The organism is Neisseria shayeganii, assembly GCF_014054965.1.
Classification (GTDB): Bacteria; Pseudomonadota; Gammaproteobacteria; order Burkholderiales; family Neisseriaceae; genus Eikenella; species Eikenella shayeganii.
The window spans coordinates 1,705,706-1,726,624 of sequence record NZ_CP059567.1 but is presented as its reverse complement, the minus strand read 5'-3'; the positions used below and the strand labels follow the sequence as shown (position 1 = coordinate 1,726,624).

Sequence of the window (20,919 nt, the reverse complement as noted above, 5' to 3'; positions counted from 1 at the left end):
CCACATCTGGGGGTTTTGCAAAGGTCTCAGCCCTCAAAACGTTGTTCCGACCAAACAAAAGGCTACCTGAAACGCCGGCTGCGGAGTGCAGCCCCGTTTCAGGTAGCCTTTATTCGCTCAGCTTAGTGGCCGATGCGGGCCAGATTGCGCATCAGCGCGGAGAGCATGGCGAGGTCGGTTTGGCCGTAGCGCTGCATATCGGCGATTTGGGCACGGGCGGCGGCGATGTTCTCGGCCGTTTGTGCGCCGTTTTCGGCATTCAGGAAGCTGCGGGCCAGGGTGAGGTGGATGTTTTGGGCATCTTCGCGCACGGCGAGGCAGGCTTGGTTTTGCCAGATGTTGTCGCGTGGCAGGGAGGCGATGGCCCGGTAAATCCAGCTCATGTTCAGCCGCTCGGAGAGCATGAAGTAGGCTTTGGCCACGGTGGCCACCGGTTTGCCGCTCTCTTCGGCCAAGTCCAGTACGCTGAGGACGTTTTCGGCAAAGGGCAGGCGGGCCAAGACGGCGGCCTCTTCTTCGCTGAATACGCCGTAGCCGCGCAGTTCGGCTTCGCGCTCGGCTACGCTGGGGTGCTCGTCGGCACGCACGCGTTCGGGCAGCTGCTGCATGAAGTCGGCCACGCCTGCCCGGTAGTGCCCGATGATTTGGCCGATGTCGCCGAAGGGGCGTTTGTTGCGCAGGAGTTGGCGGGCCACGCGGTTCATCAGGCGGGCGACGTCGGCCATCAGGCGCATCTGTACGTTGGCCGGCAGACGGTTGTCGAGCGCCTGCAGGGCTTGGAAGCGGGCTTCGCCGTCCAAGAGGGCGTCGGCAATCCAGTAGGCGCGGACCACATCGGCGGCCGAGGCGTTGTTTTCTTCACTGAAACGCTGCACAAAGCTGATGCCCATGCGGTTGATGACGCGGTTGGCCAGCTGGTTGGCGATGATTTCGCGCTTCAGGTAGTGCTGCTTCATGCCGTCGCCGTAGCGTTGTTGCAGGGCTTCGGGGAAGTAGTGGGTAAGCACGGGCAGGAAGTTTTCGTCATCGGGCAGGTCGCTGTCCAAGAGTTGGTCTTGGCAGAGGATTTTGCTGTAGGCCAGGAGCACGGCCACTTCGGGATTGGCCAGGCCCAGGCCGGCAGCGGCGCGTGCTTTGACGGCCTCGGCGTCGGGCAGGTGTTCAATGGCGCGGTCAAGCCCGGCATGCTGCTCCAGATAGTGCATCAGGTCGTTGTGGGCGTTCAGGTAGCCTGCGGGGTCGAGTTGGTTCATGGCCAGGATTTGGGTTTGCAGGTAGTTGTTTTGCAATACCAGTCGGGCCACGTCGTCGGTCATTTCCTTCAGCAGGCGGTCGCGCTCGAGCAGGGTCAGGCGGCCGTTGCGCACTTCTTCGCCGAGCAGGATTTTGATGTTGACTTCGTGGTCGGAGCAATCTACGCCGGCGGAGTTGTCGATGGCGTCGGTACAGCAGCGGCCGCCGCTTTGCCAATATTCGATGCGGCCCAGTTGGGTGGCGCCGAGGTTGCCGCCTTCGCCCAATACTTTGGCGCGCATCTCGCCGCCGTTCACGCGCACGGGGTCGTTGGCGCGGTCGCGGGCGTCGGCGTGGGTTTCGGAGGCGGCTTTGATGTAGGTGCCGATGCCGCCGTTGTAAACCAGCTCGACTTCGGCTTTCAGCAGCTCGCGGATCAGGTCGTTGGGCGCCATGCTGTCTTCGTTCAGCCCCAGCCATTCCTTCACTTCGGGTGAGAGGGAAATGGATTTGGCGCTGCGCTCGTACACGCCGCCGCCTTGGGAAATCAGGGCGGGGTTGTATTGGTCCCAGCCGGCCACGGCTTCAAACAGGCGTTTGCGCTCGGCATAACTCTTGGCCGCATCGGGATTGGGGTCGAGGAAGATGTGGCGGTGGTTGAAGGCGGCTTTCAGGCGGATGTGTTCCGACAGCAGCATGCCGTTGCCGAATACGTCGCCGCCCATGTCGCCGATGCCGACCACGGTGAAGTCTTCTTTTTGGATGTCTTTGCCCAAATGGCGGAAATGGCGTTTTACCGATTCCCAAGCGCCGCGGGCGGTGATGCCCATGCCTTTGTGGTCGTAGCCGGCCGAGCCGCCGGAGGCAAAGGCGTCATCGAGCCAGAAACCGTGTGCTTGGGCGATGCCGTTGGCGGTGTCGGAGAAGGTGGCCGTGCCTTTGTCGGCGGCCACCACCAGATAGGGGTCGTCGCCGTCGCGGCGGTGGACTTGCGGCGGCGGCACGATGCGGCCTTGCTGGCGGTTGTCGGTGATGTCGAGCAGGGCATTGATGAAGATTTTGTAGCAGGCCACGCCTTCGGCCAAATAGGCCTGGCGGTCGGCCGGGTTGGGCAGCTGTTTGCACACGAAGCCGCCTTTGGAGCCGTTGGGCACGATGACGGAGTTTTTCACCATCTGCGCTTTTACCAAGCCCAGCACTTCGGTGCGGAAGTCTTCGAAACGATCCGACCAGCGCAGGCCGCCGCGCGCCACTTTGGAGCCGCGCAGGTGGGTGCCTTCCACGCGCGGGCTGTACACCCAGATTTCGTACATCGGCCACGGTTTGGGCAGGAAGGGGATTTCTTTGGACTCGATTTTGAAGCTGATGTCTTGTTTCAGGTAGCCTGCTTCGTCGGTTTGCCAGAAGTTGGTGCGGCGCACGGCCAAAATCACGGTGCGGAAGGCATTGAGAATGCGGTCGTCATCGAGATTGGGCACTTCGGCCAACAGGGTGTCGAGCTCGGCATCGATGGCTTGGGCGCGTTGCGGGTCGGCATTGTCCGGATGCAGCCGGGCTTCAAACAATGCCACCAGTTTGGCGGTAATGCCGCTGTGGCGGGCCAGGGTCTGTTCGATATAGTTTTGGCCGAAAGGCAGGGTGGCCTGCTTGAGGAATTTGGCCAAAGCGCGGATGAGTACGCTGCTGCGCCAGGAAATGCCGGTGGCGGCCACCAGGGCGTTGAAGCGGTCGTTTTCCACTCGGCCGGCCCACACTTCTTCGAATAGGGCCAACACTTGCTCGCGGGTGTCTTCTTGTTCGATGAATTCGCTGCTCAGGCCGTCGGCGAGGCTGAGTGAGAAGTGGCTCAGGCCGACGCTTTGGTTGTCGGTTTTCAGGCGGTAAGGTTCTTCCGCATAGACGGTAAGCCCCATGTTTTCCAGCATGGGCAGGGTTTTGGACAGGCTGGGGCTGCGGTCGGCCACATACATTTTCAGCCAATACGGCGCGTTGCTGTTGTGGCTTTGGTCGCCGAAGCGGGCCACCAGTGCTTTGTCGGCCAGTTGTTCGGCCGAAGCGACATCGGCCAGCGCTTCCTCGGGCGTGAAGGCTTCGCGGTAGCCGGCGGAGAAAGCGGTGCTGTATTTCGATACGGTATCGGCCGGCAGCTTGCTGTTTTTGGCGGCGCTTTGCCAGTCGCTGTACCAACCGCGTACCAGGCCGTTGATACGGCTTTCCAATTCGGCGCTGTCGAATTCGGGCAGGTCGGCGGCTTGGGTGCGGAACAGGAAATGTACGCGGGCCAGCGGGTTGTCGCCGGTAAGTTGCACTTCGAATTCGGTTTCGGTGGCGGCGAAGGCCTGTTGCAGCAAATCGCCGATGCGTTGGCGCATTTCGGTGCTGAACTGCTCTTTGGGCAGGTAAACCAAGGCGGAGACATAGCGCTTGAAGTCGTCCACGCGGGCAAACAGGCGCACGCGGGGGCGTTCGGTGAGGGAGACGATGCCGGCGGCGATTTCGGTGAGATCATTGTTGCCGATTTCGAACATCTCGTCGCGCGGATAGGTTTGCAGGACATAGCGCAGGGTTTTTTCTTTGTGGCTGCCGCGCACGAAGTCGCAGTGCTTCAGGGCGTAATCGGCTTTGTTGCGCAGCACGGGGATGTTCCACACGCTGTCCAGATAGGCTTGGGCGGTATAGAGGCCGATGAAGCGCCATTGGCCGACCACTTTGCCGTTTTCGTCCAGTTTCTGAATGCCGATGAGGTCGTAATAGGCGTTGCGGTGGATGCGGCTGCGGCGTTGCGATTTGTTGAGGATGAGGCGGTCGCCGAGCAGCCATTTGGCTTTGTCGTCTTCAGACAAGCTGGCAAAACCGGTGGAGTAGGGCTGCACGCCGCGTTTGGCCAATACGCCCAAGGCGGTTTCCGGGCGGGCTTGCAGCTGCAGTTTGTTGTCTTGGTCTTGGACCAGGTCGTATTCGCAGAAACCCATCAGCAGGAAGTGGTTGTCGGCCAGCCAGCTGAGGAAGGAGACGGTTTCGGCGTCGCTGCTGTTGCGGCCGCCGTTGAGCACCATTTGGTTGACCAACAGCAGTTGGCCGCGCAGTTTGTGTTCGCTCTCCACCACGCTGCGCAACTCTTCGATCAGGTCGCGGATTTTTTCGGCCAACGCTTGGGCTTGGGCGGTGGTGGTGTCGGCCAGGCGCAGCACGATCAAGGATTCGAGCTGGCCGCCGTCGCTGTCGTTGGCGCGGTGCATGGCCACGGCTTTGCCGTCGGCGTCGCGCTCGACATTGAAAATGGGGTGCACCATGGCCGCCAGCGACAAGCCTTCGCGGTTGAGCAGCAAAGAGAGCGAGTCGATGAGGAAAGGCATATTGTCCGCCACAATTTCGACTACGGTGTGCTCCGGAGTGAAGCTGCCGGCCACGCCGGGCGAAACCACGCGCACCGCCACTTCACCGGCTTTGCGCGGCATGCGCACCAAGCGGCAGTGCGAATCGGCGCCGGCCACCAAGTCGGCATCGTCGTATTGGGCCAGGCCGCCGAAATCGGCGTTTTCATAATAGGTTTCGAGCACGTGCAGGAAAGCGTCGGGATAGCTTTGCGAACGGGCTTGTTCGAGCAGGCGGTTGATATGGGCGGACTGCTTCATCTCTATATCCTCGGGGATGGTTGGTTTTTAAGATGGAACGGGCAGGCCGGAAACCGGTTGTGCGCGGCCAAGCTGCGGCGGCACGGCGGGCCCGGAATGCCTCGGGATTCGGTAAGGCCGAAAGTACGCCGCATCATACCCAAATCGTATGCGGCAGGCTACCTGAAAGCGGGAAAACCGGTAGAAAAGACGGCGGTTTGATGTGTGTTTCGTACAATTGCTTTAAACCGCCGTCCGGAGAGCCCGGAAACGGCGGTTTTGTGTTCTGCACCGCGATACTTTGCGGTGTGGGAGAGGAGGCGTTTTTTAATGATGGTGGCCGTGCGCACCGTGTGCGTGGCCGTGTTCGATTTCTTCGGCTTCGGCCGGGCGCACTTCGGTCACGGTGGCTTTGAAGCGGATTTTCATGCCGGCCAGGGGGTGGTTGCCGTCCACCACGGCTTTGCCGTCGGCCACGTCGGTGACGCGGTACACGATGACGTCGCCGGTTTCGGGGTCGTCGGCTTCAAACATCATGCCCACTTCCACTTCGACGGGGAACACATCCAAAGATTCTACGCGCACGAGTTCGGGTTCTTGTTCGCCGAAGGCATCATCCGGCTGCAATACCACATCCACGCTGTCGCCTGCGGCTTTGCCGTGCAGGGCTTCTTCTACCAGCGGGAAAATGCCGTCGTAGCCGCCGTGCAGGTAGGCAATCGGTTCTTCGGTTTTGTCGATCAGCTGGTCGTTGGCGTCCAACATTTCGTAATGCAGCGTGACGACGGTGTTTTTTTCAATATTCATAGCACGGGGCCTTTTGTGGGTGGGGTGGGAAAGGCGGTATTGTACCGCATCGCTGCGGGGAAGGGGGAGAGCGGTTTCAGGTAGCCTGCGGGCTGCCGGAGTCAGCCGATGCGTTTGAAGGGCGGCAGGCAGGCGAGCAGCTGTTTGCCGTAGCGGGCGTAGAGCACGCGGTTGTCGAGGATGGTGATGCGGCCGTAGTCGCTTTCGGTGCGGATCAGGCGGCCGACGGCCTGAATCAGTTTGATGCTGGCTTCGGGCACGGTCACCTCCATAAAGGGGTTGCCGCCGCGCTGCTCGATCCAGCGGCTGCGGGTTTTTTCGATGGGGTGGTCGGGCATGGAGAAGGGCAGTTTGGCAATGATCACCTGCACGCAGGCGTCGCCGGGCAGGTCGAGGCCTTCGGCGAAGCTGTCGAGGCCGAAAATAATGCTGGCGCGTCCTTCGGCCACGGCGCGGCGGTGCTGCTCGAGCAGCACGGCTTTGGGCAGGTCGCCCTGCACCAGCAGCAGGGGCAGCAGGCTTTCAGGTAGCCTGTGGGCCACATCCTGCATTTGTTTGCGCGAGGAAAACAGCACCAGGGTGCCGATGGCTTCTTCGGGGTTGATCAGTTTGGGCAGCCATTCGGCCACGGCTTGGGTGTGGGCGGCGGCGTCTTTGGGGCTGGCGGCCACGGCCGGGATGTAGAGTTCGCCCTGGCTGAGGAAGTTGAACGGGCTGTTGAGGGCGAGGGTGGTGGTTTCAGGTAGCCAGACGAGGCCGGTTTGGCGCAGTAAATGGTCGAAATTGCCCAGCGACTGCAGGGTGGCGGAGGTGAGCAGGGCACCGGCGGCGCGCCGCCACAGGTGGTTGGCCAGATAGGAGGCGCTGCTGATGGGGCTGGCGTGGAAGAAGTAGTCGTTTTTGTCGTCGAGGCGGCGGGTGATCCACTTGGCCAGCGGCTCTTCGCCTTCGGCGGGTACGGTGGCCAGCAAATCCCAGGTGGCGCTGATTTGCTCGATGCGGGCGCGGAAGATGCCGAATTCGCTGCTGAGGCGGTCGATTTGCGCGCCGTCTTGGTCTTTGTCGCGGCGGGCGGCGGCCAGGGCGTCGTTGAGGCCGTTGGCGTGTTTGTAGAGGCTGCGGGCGGCGGTGGCGGTGTTGGCAACGAGCAGCGCCAAGGATTCGGGAATGCGTCCGTCCTGCCACAGCCACACGGATTCGTTGTTTTCCGACGGGCGCAGTTCGGGTTCGCCGGAGAGGTGGAACTGCCATTCGTGCAGGCTTTCCAAGAGGGCGGCGGCGGCTTCGTCGGCCAGATTGGCCAGCTCGGCTTTGTCGGTAAGGGTAGCGATTTTGTCGGTAACGGCGGGCAGTTTTTCCAAGGCCCAAACCGCTTGGTTCCAAGAGTGTTCGGCGGCGAACTGGTTGAGCGCTTTTTTGGGCAGGTGGTGGGCTTCGTCGATGCAGTAGAAGCTGTGTTCGGGCGCGGGCAGAATCACGCCGCCGCCCATGCCGATGTCCACCATCAGCAGGTCGTGGTTGGCCACGATGACGTCCACGTTTTCCAGCAGGTCGCGCGCGAGGTAAAACGGACATTCGGGGCGGTTGGGGCAGGCGGCTTTGAGGCAGCCGTAATTGTCGTTGTTGACTTTGGCCCACAGGGCGTCGTCGATTTTTTCCGGCCAGGTGTCGCGGTCGCCGTCGAAGCGGCGCGCGGCGAAGTCGTCGGCCAGCCGGTGCAGCAGTTGCAGCTCCTCGGGTTTGGGTTTGCTGTCCCACAGTACGGCGGGGGATTCGAAGCCGAGCAGGTTTTGCTGGGCGTGGTTTTGGGTGAGCTGGTAGAGCTTGTAGGGGCAGAGGTAGCGGCCGCGGCCTTTGGCCAGCGCAAACGTCAGCGCCAGGCCGCTTTTTTCCACCACAAAGGGCAGGTCGCGCCCCACCAGCTGCTCCTGCAGGGCCACGGTGGCGCTGGAAACCACCAGTTTTTTGCCGCGCGTCTGCGCCATGATGCCGCCGGCCAACAGGTAGGCCAGGCTTTTGCCCACGCCGGTGGGGCCTTCGATGACAGCAATGCTTTCGCCTTCGCGCCGCGGGGCGTCTTCGCCTTCCTGACGGTTTTGGCTGCGCGAGAAGGCGTTGGCCACGGCGGCCAGCATTTCGCGCTGTGCCTGGCGCGGGCGGAAATGGGGCAGGTTTTCGGCGATGGTCTGGTAGTGGCGGCGGATGGCGTCTTTTTCGGTTTCGGTGAGCATGGGGTGGCGGAACGGGCGGCAAAGGCGGGCATTATAGCGGAAAGCGGCAGGCGGGTTCGGCGGCGTGGCGGGCTACCTGAAAGCGCAGTAAAATGCACGGTTTTGCTTTCAGGTAGCCTGAAGATGTCGGAATTGACGGATTATTTTCGCAACGAAGCGCCAGGTGCGGCGGCGGAGACTTTGGATTTTTGGCTGCACGAGTGCAGTTTGGATGAGGCGCCGACTGCGGTCGAGGTGGCCGAATGGCAGGCGGTGTTTGCGGCGCGGGGCGGTAAGTTTCTGCGTCTGGCGGAGCAGTGCCGGCAGTGGCTGGCGGAGGAGGGGGCGTGAACCGTTGGTTGTTGTTGGCGGTCTTGTGGTTTGCCGCCGGGGTGTACGGTTTGATTTTCCGCGAAACCGACGGTGGCGCACCGCCGATTCCCCATTTCGATAAGGTGGCGCATTTCGGCCTGTTTTTCGGGCAGTTTTGGTTATTGGCCAAGGTGTTCATGCAAGAGCGACGGGCGATACCGTTTGCGGCTTTGTTGGTGCTGGCGCTGGCCTTGGCTGCGGGCAGCGAATGGGCGCAGGGCGCGTTGACCCAAACGCGCGCCGGCGATTGGCGCGATGCGCTGGCCGATATCTCGGGTGCCGTGGCGGCCCTGTGGCTGGCGCGCAAGGTGGCGGCGGCTAAAGCGGCGGTTTGAAAACAGCAGCTGAAAAATTCGCTTGCCAAACACCGATTGGCTCAATATAATTGCCGCCTTTCGGAATGTAGCGCAGTCTGGTAGCGCACTTCGTTCGGGACGAAGGGGTCGGAGGTTCGAATCCTCTCATTCCGACCAGACATAAAAAAGACTTGGCCGCTGCCAAGTCTTTTTTGTTATCCGCCAGGTGATGCGTTTTGGCTCTGCGGGAATGGCGGTCGATTTGGCATGCCACGATTCATTAAAAACACACAATCCATAAAGACACACAATATGATTTATCAAGAACTTCAGAAGCTTTGGCAGCAGCAGCTGGGCATTCTCACCGAGTCGCCGGTGGTGATTGCGCGGCGTCTGATGCTGTTCAGCCAGCCGTTTTGGTCGGTGGAAACCGCGCAGGAATACCAGCGCATGTATTGGGAAAAATACCTGGCTGCCCAACAGCTTACCATGTCGTGGGCCAGCTTTTGCATGCATGCGGGGCAGGCGATGCTGGTTTCGCCCGAAGTGCCGACGCCGAAAACTTATTACCGCTGGGCGGGCAAAACCGCCAAAGCCGCCAACCGCGCCTTGTCGTCGGTGAGCCGGCGTGTGCACAACAACCGTGTGCGCTTGAGCAAACGCCGCTAAGCGCTTGGGCGCCGTTTTTCAGGTAGCCTGCAGGCTACCTGAAAAGCCTGAGACCTTTGCAAAAGCCCCAGATGTTTATTGCCATATTACCGAGAAGCTTATGAATGCCTTACTTCAAGACCTGCAGGCCCGCGGCCTGATTGCGCAGACCACCGATATCGACGCCCTGTCTGCGCTGTTGGACGAAAAAAAGATTGCGCTCTACTGCGGTTTCGACCCGACGGCCGATAGCCTGCACATCGGCCATCTGTTGCCGGTGCTGGCCCTGCGCCGTTTCCAGCAGGCCGGCCACCAACCCGTGGCCTTGGTCGGCGGCGCCACCGGCATGATCGGCGATCCGAGTTTTAAAGCGGTGGAACGCAGCCTCAACAGTGCGGAAACCGTACAAGGCTGGGTGGAGAGCATCAAAAACCAGCTCAAGCCTTTCCTGGTCTTTGAAGGCGACCATGCCGCCATCATGGCCAATAATGCCGACTGGTTTGCCCAAATGAACTGTTTGGACTTCCTGCGCGACATCGGCAAGCATTTCTCCGTCAACGCCATGCTGGCGAAAGAATCGGTAAAGCAGCGCATTGAGCGCGACGACGTGGGCATTTCCTTCACCGAATTCGCCTACGCCCTGCTGCAGGGCTACGATTTTGCCGAGCTGCACCGCCGCCACGGCGTGATGTTGCAGATCGGCGGCTCCGACCAATGGGGCAACATCACTTGGGGCACCGACCTCACCCGCCGTCTGCACCAGCAAAACGTGTTCGGTCTGACCCTGCCGCTGGTGAGCAAGGCTGACGGCACCAAATTCGGCAAAACCGAAGGCGGCGCGGTGTGGTTGGATGCCAAGAAAACTTCGCCCTATCAGTTTTACCAATTCTGGCTCAAAGTGGCCGATGCCGACGTTTATAAATTCCTCAAGTACTTTACTTTCCTCAGTGTTGAGGACATCGACGCCATTGAAGCCCGAGACCGCGCCAGCGGCAGCAAGCCCGAAGCGCAGCGGATTTTGGCCGAGGAAATGACGCGCCTGATCCACGGCGAAGCCGCCTTGGAAGCGGCGCAACGCATTACCGAGAGCCTGTTTTCCGGCGACGAAAGCGGCCTCACCGAAAACGATTATGCCCAACTGGCCTTGGACGGCCTGCCGGCTTTCGAGGTTTCAGGTAGCCTGAATGTGGTGGAAGCGCTGGTATTGAGCGGTTTGGCTAAGTCCAACAAAGAAGCGCGTGAGTTTGTGAAAAACAAAGCGGTCTTGCTCAACGGCGAAACGGCGGCGGCCAACAATCCTGATCACGCTGCCGAGCGCCCCGACGACGCCTGCATGATTACCGAAGCGCACAAGCGTTTCGACCGCTACACCATTGTGAAGCGCGGCAAGCGCAACCATGCCTTGCTGGTGTGGGCGTAAATTTCGGCGGGGTGCGTTTTGCCTGATGCGGCAGACAACCGGTTCAGATGGCCTGAAATACAACTGATAAGGTGGCGTATTGACGGGTGCGGCGAATAAATGCTTGCCTTGCCGTCATAAATTGCCCTAAAATTCGCGGTTTTCTTATTGACCGATTTTTTCCGAAGGAATAGTCATGGTAGTAATTCGTTTGGCTCGCGGCGGTTCCAAGCACCGTCCTTTCTACAACATCGTGGTAACCGATTCCCGCAGCCGTCGCGACGGCCGTTTTATTGAGCGTGTGGGTTTTTACAACCCCGTTGCCAATGAAAAACAAGAGCGTGTACGCCTGAACGCCGAGCGCCTGAACCACTGGGTCGGCCAAGGCGCGCAATTGAGCGATGCCGTTGCCAAGCTGGTAAAAGAACAGAAAGCGGCCGCTTAATTTTCAGGTAGCCTTCAATGAGCAGTGCCGATAATCAATGGGTAGCCATGGGCTATGTCAAAGGTGCATTCGGAGTCAAAGGCTGGCTGAAAGCCGCCGTCAGCACCGAATACACCGACAGCCTGTTGGATTACCCGGTTTGGCGTTTGCGCAAAGACGGCGATGTCCGTAGCTATACCCTGGAGGCAGGCAAAGCGGTCGGCGACGAACTGCAGGTGAAACTGCAGGAAATCGATGATCGGGATGCCGCCCAATTGTTGCGCGGCTACACCATCGAGGTGGGCCGCCACGAATTCGCTCCTGCGGAAGAGGGCGAATATTACTGGACCGATTTGGTCGGCATGACGGTACGCAACCGTGATGGCGAGCTGCTCGGTTCGGTGAGCAATTTAATGGAAACCGGCGCGCACGACGTGCTGGTGGTGGACGGTGCTTACGGCCGCAAGCTGATTCCGTTTGTATCCCACTACATCGATACGGTGGATGCCGAAGCCCGCTGCATTGTGGCGGATTGGGGTACGGATTACTGATGCACATCCAAGCCATCACTCTGTTTCCGGAAATGTTCCGCAGCATTACCGATTACGGCGTTACCGGGCGTGCACTCAAGCAGGGCTTGTGGCGGTTTGACAGCATCAACCCGCGCCAGTTTGCCGACAACAAGCTCGGCTATATCGACGACCGGCCTTTCGGCGGCGGTCCCGGCATGATCATGATGGCCGAGCCGCTGGATGCCGCCATACGGGCGGCTCAGGCGAAACAAGCCGGCAAAGTGGTGTATCTGAGCCCGCAGGGCGTGCCCTTGACCCACCGCAAGGTGCAGCAGCTGGCCGCTTCAGGTAGCCTGATTTTGCTGTGCGGCCGCTACGAAGGCGTAGACGAACGCTTGTTGCAGCAGTCGGTGGACGAAGAAATCTGCATCGGCGATTTTGTGGTGTCCGGCGGCGAACTGCCGGCCATGATGCTGATGGATGCCGTGTTGCGCCTGGTGCCGGGCGTGTTGGGCGACATGGCTTCGGCCGAACAGGATTCGTTTGCCGACGGCTTGCTGGATTGTCCGCACTATACCCGTCCGGTTGAGTTTCAAGGCATGGCGGTGCCGGCTGTTTTGCGCAGCGGCAACCACGGCCTGATTGCCGCGTGGCGTTTGGAACAAGCGCTGCGCCGCACCTTAGCGCGACGGCCGGATTTGCTGGCCGCGCGTGATTTAACCCCAGAGGAATCTAGGCTCCTGCACAAAATCCGGCAGGAGGAACGAGATATCCCATCATAACTTAAGGAAACATCATGAATTTGATCCAACAACTCGAGCAAGAAGAAATTGCCCGTCTGAACAAAGCCATCCCTGAGTTTGCACCCGGTGATACCGTGGTGGTGTCTGTGCGCGTAACCGAGGGCAGCCGCACCCGTCTGCAGGCTTACGAAGGCGTGGTGATCGCCCGCCGCAACCGTGGTCTGAACAGCAGCTTCATCGTGCGTAAAATTTCCAGCGGCGAAGGCGTAGAGCGTACTTTCCAACTGTATTCGCCCAATGTGGAAAAAATCGAAGTGAAACGCCGCGGTGACGTGCGTCGCGCCAAGCTGTACTACTTGCGCGGCCTGACCGGCAAAGCCGCCCGCATCAAAGAAAAGCTGCCGAGCCGTAAAAAAGACTAAGCAGCCCTCATTTTGCCAAACCTGCCTTCGGGCAGGTTTTTTTCATGCCGCTCCAGGCCTTTCAACCTCTCCGCCTGTGCCTGCCTTGGCCAGCACGGCCGCAAGCCCTTTTCCGAGAAGGCGCAACAGATATCAACAGATATCAGGCAAGCGGATGGGCGATAGCGATCAGTTCTCAGCCATAAACGCTGCCGGCAGAAATGCGCAGCGGATGGGGGAAGGTTGCCGCTTGTCAAAAAGACGTCATCAAAACGCCCTATCATGCCCCAACCCACAGACAACAGGAAACCGGCATGGCAGAACATATTTCTTCTCACTTCCATCAAGAACTGGAAACCGTACGCAGCGAAGTGATGCGCATGGGCAGCTTGGTCGAGCAGCAACTGCAGGTGGTGCTGGCCGCCTTCTCCACGGGCTCGGCCGACGGCTTGTCCGCGGTGATCGAGGGCGATCATGCCATTAATGCTCTGGAAGTGGCGATTGACGACCATTGTCAAACCATCATTGCCCGCCGCCAACCGGCTGCCGGCGATTTGCGCTTGGTGCTGGCGGTGAGCCGTATTATTGTGGATCTGGAGCGGATGGGCGACGAGTTGAAAAAAATCGCCCGTATGGCGCATCCGCTGTTGGCGGAAAACCGGATTGCGGTTGGCGAACTGTACGATACCCACCGTTTGGCCGGTATGACTGCCAGCATGATCCGCCGCGGTTTAGACGCATTTGCCCGTTTGGATGCCGGCGCCCTGCCAGATTTGAATGCGGCCGACCGGCATTTGGATGCCGCCTACCGCCGCCAATTCCGCCTGCTGCTCAGCCATATGATGGAAGAGCCGGGCCAAACCGGCATCTTGCTGGATGTGACGATGATGAACAAACGCATCGAGCGCATCGGCGACCACGCCAAAAACATTGCCGAGCATGTGGTGTATCTGGTGCGCGGCATCGACGTGCGTCACCGGCCGCCGGAGGCCATCCGGCAGGATGGGCTGCCGGATGGCGATCTCTCTGAAAACATACCTTAAGATTTTAGTTTCTCCCATTGTCGCGGCCACGTCCCGATGTGGGGGCAACAGGGTCAAGCCAAACAGCAGGCTACCTGAAACCGATAGAAATCGGTTTCAGGTAGCCTGCTGTTTTGTATCCCCCATCTGCGGCACCTCTCTGCGTTGTGGGTTGATGCCCTGGGGGCGGCTCACCCGCTTGTCCATCTATCTGATAGGTCTGTCCCACAGGAATGCCCGGCGTTCACGCTTGCTGCGCGGCTACGCCTTGGACTGCATCCATATCTAGACGTTTTGCAAAGCCCCGGCCGGTTTGCCAACCTGCTGCCGTCATATAGCCGGAATTTCTTTAGATAGCGTGAAAGATTCTTTCTGTTTTGCGCCCGTATTCTCTACAGTAGCGCCTTTCCCATCCGCCGTCTTTATCCGCTTATGAGCCTGCTTTCCGCCCGCCACATCACCTTAGCCTACCCGCAAAACGGCAGCCTGCACACCGTGTTGCAGGACTTTTCGCTCGACGTGGCCGCCGGCGAACTGGTCGGCCTGATGGGCCCCAGCGGAGTGGGCAAATCTTCCTTGCTGCGGGTATTGGCCGGTTTGGCCAAGCCGCAGGCCGGCGAAGTGCGCCTGTTCGGCGAATTGCTGACCCGCCCGCATCCGCGCTTGGGTTTTGTTTTCCAGCAGGCCGTGTTGCTGCCTTGGCTGAACGTGGCCGACAACACCGCCTTCGGCCTCGATTTTGCCGGCCAACCCAAGTTGAGCCGCGACGAGCGCCGGGAACGGGTGGCACAGGCTTTGGCGGAGGTGGGCCTTAGTCATGCGGCCCAGCAGTTTCCCGGCGAGCTTTCCGGCGGCATGGCGCAGCGCGTTTCTTTGGCGCGCATTTTGGCGAGACGGCCGGACATCTGGCTGCTGGACGAACCGTTTTCCGCCCTCGATGCGGTTACCCGCAGCGAAATGCAGGCCTTGCTGCGCGAGCTGGTCAGCCGCCACCGCGCCTCGGCCGTGATGGTGACCCATGACATTGATGAAGCCCTGATGGTGGCCGACCGTGCGGTTTTAATCGGCAAACGCCCCGGCCGCCGCATCGGCGAATGGCGGCTGAGTCTGCCCCACCCGCGCCATGAATCGTTGTTGCAGATGAATGCCGAGCGGGTACAGATTCTGCAGGCGCTGCACGATGCCCGCAGTGACAGCCGCCAGATGGAGAGTGTGGAGTTTGTGATTTAGGGCGTGCCAGGCCAAACCGCTTACCCCGACCACAACCGAGCTTTGCGTATTGCCCGCCGTTTCCTTCATACCGAAACAGGCTACCTGAAACCGAATACGCCGATGGCGGGCGTTCAGGTAGCCCATTGCCTTTCAAGGATGTCTCATGACTTCGCGCCGTGATTTTCTCAAACTGGCCGCCCTGTTCAGCACCGCCGGCAGCCTGCCCCTGCTGCAGGCCTGCGGACGCCGCGCCGAGCAACAGCCCGATGCCCCGCTCACCATCGGCTACCTGCCGATTACCGATGCCACGCCGCTCTTGGTGGCCCATGCCCGCGGGCTGTTTGCCGAGCAGGGCATTCAGGTGGCCAAGCCTGTGCTGTTCCGCAGCTGGGCCTCGCTGGTGGAGGCCTTTCTCAGCGGGCAGGTCAACCTTATCCACCTGCTCTCGCCGATGAGCATTTGGGCGCGCTACGGCAGCGGTTCGCCGATCAAAGTGGTGATGTGGAACCACATGGCCGGTTCGGCACTTACGGTGGCGCCCGATGTCCGCCGCATTGCCGATTTGTCTGGCCGTACGGTTGCCATACCGTTTTGGTATTCGATTCACAATGTGGTGTTGCAGCAATTGCTGCGCGCCGAAGGTTTGCAAGTGGTGGAACGCACGCCGCAGCCCGGCGAAGTACGGCTGGCGGTGATGGCGCCGGCCGATATGGTGGCTGCGCTGGCCGCCGGCACCGTGGCCGGTTTTATTGTGGCCGAGCCCTTCAACGCCGCTGCCGAAACCAAAGGCGTGGGGCGGGTGCTGCGTTTTTCCGGCGACGTTTGGCGCGATCATGCCTGCTGCGTCACCTTGATGCAGGAGCGCGACATCCAAACCCGGCCGCAATGGGTGCAGGGTGTGGTGAACGCTTTGGTGGAGGCGCAGGCTTTTGCCGCCGAACACCGCAGTGAAACCGCCGCCTTGCTGGCCAAAAGCGGCCCCCACCGCTATACCCCGCACGAAGCGGCGGTTTTACAGCAAGTGTTGGCGCCTGCCGATGCCGCTTGGGCGCGTTACCGCGAACAAGGCATCATCCGCCACCCCGAATGGGCGCAAAAACGCATCGATTTTCAGCCCTATCCCTTTCCCTCTTATACCGAAGCCTTGGTGGCAATGCTGAAACAAACCCATATCGCCGGCGTCAACCGTTTCCTTGATACGCTGGACCCCGCCTTCGCCACCCGCGATTTGGTGGACGACCGCTTCGTGCGCAGCGCCATCGAACGCGGCGGCCACCGCGAACGTTTCGGCCTCAGCGGCTGGACGCGGCAGGAAGTCATTGCCGTTTAGCGGCCGTTTGCCCGGCACAGGTCTTAGGCTACCTGAAACCCTTTCCGTTACCTTGATAAGGAACACCATGCCCGCCCTGAAAAATACCGCCCTCAGCCTGCTCGGCCTGCTGATTCTGCTGCTGTTGTGGCAGGCCGGCAGCAGCCTCTTGGCGCGCCAACTGCCCTTGGCCAATCTGCTTGCCCCTTTGCCCGCCATGCAAAGCCTGCTCGACCTGCTGCTCGGCGGTCAGTTGCACGCCCATGTGCTCGCCAGCTTGAAACGGGTGGCCGTCGGCCTGTTGTGGGCCTTGGCCATCGGCATTCCGCTTGGTTTGCTGGTGGGTCAGTCGGCGTGGGCGGAAAAACTCAGCGGCACCGCTTTTCAGTTTTTGCGCATGATCTCGCCGCTGTCTTGGATGCCGGTGGTGGTGATGCTGTTCGGCATCGGCGACGCCCCGATTTATTTTCTGCTCGCCTTTGCCGCCGTATGGCCCATTTTGCTCAATACCGCTGTCGGCGTGAAGGCCATCAGCCCGCAATGGCTGATGTTCGGCGCCTCGCTTTCCGCCACCCGCAGCGAAATGCTGTGGCGCATCATGCTGCCCGCCGTGTTCGGCCACATCCTCACCGGCCTGCGTCTGGCCATCGGCGTGGTGTGGATTGTGCTGGTGCCCTGCGAAATGCTCGGCGTCAACGAAGGCTTGGGCTACTTTATTCTCGACACCCGCGACCGCCTGGCCTATGCCGAACTGATGGCGGCCATCCTGCTCATCGGCCTGCTCGGCTGGCTGCTCGACAGCGCCACGCGCCGATTGCAACAACGCTGGGCGCACAGCTGATGACGCCCTTCGGCCCGGCTGGCTGACTGCGGGCCAACGGCCGCAAACCGAGAACAGGCTACCTGAAACCCCGCCATCCGGCAGCGGGTTTCAGGTAGCCTGATACCTTTGCAACCCCCATCTGCGGTGCATTGCTGCGTTGTGTGTTGATGCCCTGGGGGGGCGGCTAACCTGCTTGCCCATCTATCGAATAGGCTTTCCCACAGGAATACCCGGCGTTCACGCTCGCTGCGCTGCTGCGCCTTGAACGGCATCCACAGCTGGCAGTTTTGCGAGGGTCTCAGCCTGTTGCTTGGCGGTCCGCTTGGACAGCGCCGGACAAGCGGGTAAACTGGGCCGACCGATTGGACCAGCAGGAGGGCATGATGAAAGCGTTGCGTATATGGGCTGTTTGGGTTTTGGTGGCCGCTTTGGCGGGCTGTCAGGCGGCCGGCGACACCGTTGAGGTGTACCGCAGCGACGGCGCCCGCCAATGCGAAGGCGAGGGCATCGGTCTCGACGCCATGCAGCCGATGCTGGGTGGGATTCCAGTGTATGCCGCCCGCAAAGACCACGTGTATGCCGAGGTGTATCCGGAAGTGTGCGGCGCGCCGATGAGCAGCGTGAATGTGTACACCATCGACCGCGCCCACTGGCCGCAGGCCCAGGCGCAAGGGTTTCTGTTGTTCCCGTCTGGGGACCAGCACTAAAGACTCGGTCGGATTATTCTGCATTGCAAAATTCAGTTTTTTTCTGCGGAACCTGATGCTATAATCGATTCCGTTTTTTTGGCCGTATGCGCCCAGATCCTGTCCATCATCTTCTTGCGCCGGTATTTTTCGAGACCCAACTCCTGTCTATCGGATGGAAATACGCGCCAGATTGGACACGGGTAAGTTTGACCATGCTGCAGGCGCGGCTTTCGGCCGGATAGCGAAGCGGAAGCACGCCGGAATGGAGATTTTGAACAGGCTCTCAAGCTGCGCTACAATCCGCGAAACTACTTTCAGGTAGCCCATCAGAATAAAAACCTTTAAGGAAGAAAACCATGACCGAAACCATCGAACGCGACAGCATGCAGTACGATGTGGTGATTGTCGGTGCCGGCCCGGCCGGTTTGTCTACCGCCATCAAATTGAAACAACTGGCCGAAGCGGCCGGACGGGAAATCAGCGTGTGTGTGGTGGAAAAAGGCTCCGAAGTGGGCGCACACGTTTTGTCCGGTGCGGTGATCGACCCCAAATCGCTCACCGAACTGATTCCCAACTGGCAGGAGCTCGGCGCCCCGCTTACCCGCCCGGTTACCGAAGACCGCTTCCTGATTCTGAGCGAAACTGGCTCGCGCCAAATGCCCACCCCGCCGAATTTTCAAAACCACGGCAACTACATCATCAGCCTGGGCATGCTGTGCCGCTGGCTGGCCGAGCAGGCCGAAGGCTTGGGCGTGGAAATCTACCCCGGCTTCGCCGCCGCCGAAGTACTCTACCATTCAGACGGCAGCGTGAAAGGCATCGCCACCGGTGATATGGGCATCGGCAAAGACGGTGAACCCACGGCCGACTACGCCCCCGGCATGGAGCTGTGGGGCCGCCAAACCGTGTTTGCCGAAGGCTGCCGCGGCTCGCTGAGCAAACAGCTCATCAAACAGTTCGCCCTCGACAAAGACAGCCAGCCGCAAACTTACGGCATCGGCATTAAAGAATTGTGGGAAGTCGATCCCGCCCAATCCAAACCGGGCACCGTCACCCACACCGCCGGCTGGCCGATGGACAACCACACCTACGGCGGCTCCTTTCTCTACCACTTGGACGACAACAAAGTGGCGGTCGGCTTCGTGGTGGGCCTCGACTACCAAAACCCCTACCTGTCGCCGTTTGAAGAATTCCAACGCTTCAAAACCCACCCCGATATCCGCCCGATTTTCGAAGGCGGCCGCCGCATTGCCTACGGCGCACGCGCTTTGGTGGAAGGCGGCCTGCAGTCGCTGCCCAAACTCACCTTCCCCGGCGGCGTATTGGTGGGCGATGCCGCCGGCTTCCTGAATGTGCCGCGCATCAAAGGTTCCCACGCCGCAATCAAATCCGGCATGTTGGCCGCCGAAGCCGTGTTCGGCGTGTTGGACGAAGTGGAAGAAGCGGAAACTTCCGGCAAAGAAGCCGCTGCCTACACCGCCTTGTTCCAAAATTCCTGGCTGCACGATGAGTTGCACCGCGCGCGCAATATCCGCCCAGCCTTCAAATGGGGCTTGTGGCCGGCCATGATTTACGGCGCCATCGACACCTATCTGTTTAAAGGCAATGCGCCGTGGACCCTGAAGCACCACGGCACCGATCACGCCAGCCTGAAGCCGGCCGCCCAATGCCAGCCGATCGCCTACCCGAAACCGGACGGCAAAGTGTCTTTCGACCGCCTCAGCAGCGTGTTCCTGTCGGCCACCAACCACGAGGAAAACCAACCGGCCCACTTGAAGCTGACCCGCCCCGAAGTGGCCATCGAAACCAATCTGAAAACCTACGCCAGCCCGGAAACCCGCTATTGTCCGGCCGGGGTGTATGAAATCGTGGAAGAAGAAAGCGGCCCGCGCTTGCAGATCAACGCGCAAAACTGCGTACACTGCAAAACCTGCGACATCAAAGACCCCACCCAAAACATCACTTGGACCTGCCCCGAAGGCAGCGGCGGCCCCAATTACGCCGAGATGTAGGCAACAGAGAGGCAAGTGGGAGCAAAGGTTTCCGATTCCGGGCCGCCCCATACAACAGGCTACCTGAAACACTGCTTGACGCAGGTTTCAGGTAGCCTGTTTTGTGTTGACCCTTGGCTGCCGCGCGCTTTATTGCAGAGGTAGGGCGGCTTTGGCGGCGGCCACCACATCGCTGCCGAACAAGGCGTTGACGTCGGTTTCGTCAAACACATACTGCTCGCCGCAAAAATCGCAGTCTATGCCCACGCTGCCTTGCTCGGCCACCACGCTGCCGACTTCCTGACCGCCCAGCAAAAGCAGCATATCGCTTACCTTGCCGCGCGAGCAGGTGCAGGCGAATTCGATGTTTTCCGGCGGAAACACGAGCGGCGGGGTTTCGTGGAACAGGCGGTAGAGCAGGTGGGGGGCGTCGAGATCGGTGAGTTCGGCGGCGTTCACGGTGTCGGCCAGGGCGGTCACGTGCGCCCAAGCGTCTTCTGTCAGATTTTCTTCGGGCAGGCGCTGCAGCAGCAGGCCGCCCACATGGGAGGGGGAAGCGGCCAGCGAAATATGGGTTGCGAGCTGCTCGGAGCGCTGCATATAGCCGGTGAGCATATCGGCGATGCTGTCGCCTTCCAGCGGCACGATGCCCTGCCACTGTTCGCCGTCGTCGGGCTGGAGGGTGATGGCGAAAATGCCGTCGCCGCCGAGCAGGTCGGTGAGGCTGCGCTGGCCGCTGAGGTCGGCCTGTTCGTTCCAGCGCGCGGTGGCGCGGCAGGTGCGGCCGGAGTTGGCTTCGGCCACCAGCATTTTCAGGTCGCCGCGCCCCTGTACCTGCAGAATCAGAGTGCCTTCGAGTTTGAGGTTGCTGGAGAGCAGAGCGGCGGCGGCCAGCAGTTCGCCCAAGGCGTTGCGGATGGCATCGGGATAGTGTTTGCGCGCCACGATGTGCTGCCAGACCTCTTGCAGCCGGATGTGCAGGCCGCGCACGGGCATGTCGTCGAAAATAAAGCGGGTGCGGCAGTCGGCAGTGTGGGCGGGAGCGGGTGTGTTCATGAATGGCTTTCGGATGGTATCGGAATCAGCAGCCAATATGGTTCGCGGCGGCGAAATATCAAGATCTGCTGAGGGCGGTGGCGGCGGTTTTGCGGCTATAATGCGGCTTTCAGGTAGCCTGTATGCTTTTTTAGGGGCACGGTTGAGGCTAGCTGACA

The 20,919-nt window shown here is 60.6% G+C and carries 18 protein-coding genes and 1 tRNA gene; 15 read left to right on the top strand and 4 right to left on the bottom strand.

Annotated elements, in window-relative coordinates:
• Positions 1-122: 122 nt before the first annotated feature.
• The 3 genes from H3L94_RS08445 to dinG all read right to left on the bottom strand — a co-directional run bounded on the left by H3L94_RS08445 (position 123) and on the right by dinG (position 7,885).
• Positions 123-4,868, bottom strand: coding sequence for an NAD-glutamate dehydrogenase (locus H3L94_RS08445; RefSeq protein WP_182121657.1), 4,746 nt, complete (start codon positions 4,866-4,868; stop codon positions 123-125).
• Positions 4,869-5,174: 306 nt separating this feature from the next.
• Positions 5,175-5,654 (bottom strand): FKBP-type peptidyl-prolyl cis-trans isomerase, encoded by a 480-nt coding sequence (locus H3L94_RS08440; protein WP_009118683.1) that lies wholly within the window; start codon positions 5,652-5,654, stop codon positions 5,175-5,177.
• Positions 5,655-5,755: 101 nt separating this feature from the next.
• Positions 5,756-7,885, bottom strand: coding sequence for an ATP-dependent DNA helicase DinG (dinG, locus tag H3L94_RS08435; RefSeq protein WP_182121656.1), 2,130 nt, complete (start codon positions 7,883-7,885; stop codon positions 5,756-5,758).
• Positions 7,886-8,008: 123 nt separating this feature from the next.
• Between dinG and H3L94_RS08430 the strand changes: the two genes are divergently transcribed.
• The 15 genes from H3L94_RS08430 to H3L94_RS08360 all read left to right on the top strand — a co-directional run bounded on the left by H3L94_RS08430 (position 8,009) and on the right by H3L94_RS08360 (position 19,726).
• On the top strand, positions 8,009-8,215 hold the full coding sequence (locus H3L94_RS08430; RefSeq protein WP_040660145.1) for a hypothetical protein: 207 nt from the start codon (positions 8,009-8,011) through the stop codon (positions 8,213-8,215).
• The gene (locus H3L94_RS08425; RefSeq protein WP_182121655.1) at positions 8,212-8,571 is read left to right on the top strand and encodes a VanZ family protein; all 360 of its coding nucleotides are present in this window, start codon (positions 8,212-8,214) and stop codon (positions 8,569-8,571) included. The genes H3L94_RS08430 and H3L94_RS08425 overlap by 4 nt, the downstream gene beginning before the upstream one ends.
• A 61-nt stretch (positions 8,572-8,632) precedes the next feature.
• Positions 8,633-8,709: transfer RNA gene (locus H3L94_RS08420), tRNA-Pro, on the top strand.
• Positions 8,710-8,844: 135 nt separating this feature from the next.
• Positions 8,845-9,201, top strand: coding sequence for a hypothetical protein (locus tag H3L94_RS08415; protein WP_009118680.1), 357 nt, complete (start codon positions 8,845-8,847; stop codon positions 9,199-9,201).
• Between the two features lie 100 nt (positions 9,202-9,301).
• On the top strand, positions 9,302-10,600 hold the full coding sequence (tyrS, locus tag H3L94_RS08410) for a tyrosine--tRNA ligase (protein WP_182121654.1): 1,299 nt from the start codon (positions 9,302-9,304) through the stop codon (positions 10,598-10,600).
• Positions 10,601-10,775: 175 nt separating this feature from the next.
• Complete coding sequence (gene rpsP, locus H3L94_RS08405; protein ID WP_009118678.1) at positions 10,776-11,024, top strand: 30S ribosomal protein S16; 249 nt, start codon at positions 10,776-10,778, stop codon at positions 11,022-11,024.
• A 17-nt stretch (positions 11,025-11,041) separates the two neighbouring features.
• Positions 11,042-11,554 (top strand): ribosome maturation factor RimM, encoded by a 513-nt coding sequence (gene rimM, locus H3L94_RS08400; protein ID WP_182121653.1) that lies wholly within the window; start codon positions 11,042-11,044, stop codon positions 11,552-11,554.
• Entirely contained in the window at positions 11,554-12,297 is a 744-nt protein-coding gene (gene trmD, locus H3L94_RS08395; RefSeq protein ID WP_182121652.1) for a tRNA (guanosine(37)-N1)-methyltransferase TrmD, read from the top strand. The genes rimM and trmD overlap by 1 nt, the downstream gene beginning before the upstream one ends.
• A 14-nt stretch (positions 12,298-12,311) precedes the next feature.
• The gene (gene rplS, locus H3L94_RS08390; protein WP_009118675.1) at positions 12,312-12,680 is read left to right on the top strand and encodes a 50S ribosomal protein L19; all 369 of its coding nucleotides are present in this window, start codon (positions 12,312-12,314) and stop codon (positions 12,678-12,680) included.
• 293 nt (positions 12,681-12,973) lie between these two features.
• A complete protein-coding gene (gene phoU, locus H3L94_RS08385; protein WP_182121651.1) occupies positions 12,974-13,702 on the top strand; it encodes a phosphate signaling complex protein PhoU in 729 nt (242 codons plus the stop codon).
• 411 nt (positions 13,703-14,113) lie between these two features.
• Complete coding sequence (locus H3L94_RS08380; protein WP_182121650.1) at positions 14,114-14,911, top strand: ABC transporter ATP-binding protein; 798 nt, start codon at positions 14,114-14,116, stop codon at positions 14,909-14,911.
• Positions 14,912-15,056: 145 nt separating this feature from the next.
• Positions 15,057-16,223 carry an ABC transporter substrate-binding protein gene (locus H3L94_RS08375; protein ID WP_182121649.1) on the top strand — a complete coding sequence of 389 codons (1,167 nt, stop codon included), beginning with the start codon at positions 15,057-15,059 and terminating at the stop codon, positions 16,221-16,223.
• 67 nt (positions 16,224-16,290) lie between these two features.
• Positions 16,291-17,043 (top strand): ABC transporter permease, encoded by a 753-nt coding sequence (locus tag H3L94_RS08370; protein WP_182121648.1) that lies wholly within the window; start codon positions 16,291-16,293, stop codon positions 17,041-17,043.
• Positions 17,044-17,405: 362 nt separating this feature from the next.
• A complete protein-coding gene (locus H3L94_RS08365) occupies positions 17,406-17,732 on the top strand; it encodes a hypothetical protein (RefSeq protein WP_182121647.1) in 327 nt (108 codons plus the stop codon).
• A gap of 338 nt (positions 17,733-18,070) precedes the next feature.
• Complete coding sequence (locus H3L94_RS08360; protein WP_182121646.1) at positions 18,071-19,726, top strand: electron transfer flavoprotein-ubiquinone oxidoreductase; 1,656 nt, start codon at positions 18,071-18,073, stop codon at positions 19,724-19,726.
• Between the two features lie 129 nt (positions 19,727-19,855).
• On the opposite strand, the gene hslO is transcribed toward H3L94_RS08360, so the two are convergent.
• On the bottom strand, positions 19,856-20,761 hold the full coding sequence (gene hslO / locus H3L94_RS08355) for an Hsp33 family molecular chaperone HslO (RefSeq protein ID WP_182121645.1): 906 nt from the start codon (positions 20,759-20,761) through the stop codon (positions 19,856-19,858).
• Between the last annotated feature and the right edge of the window lie 158 nt (positions 20,762-20,919).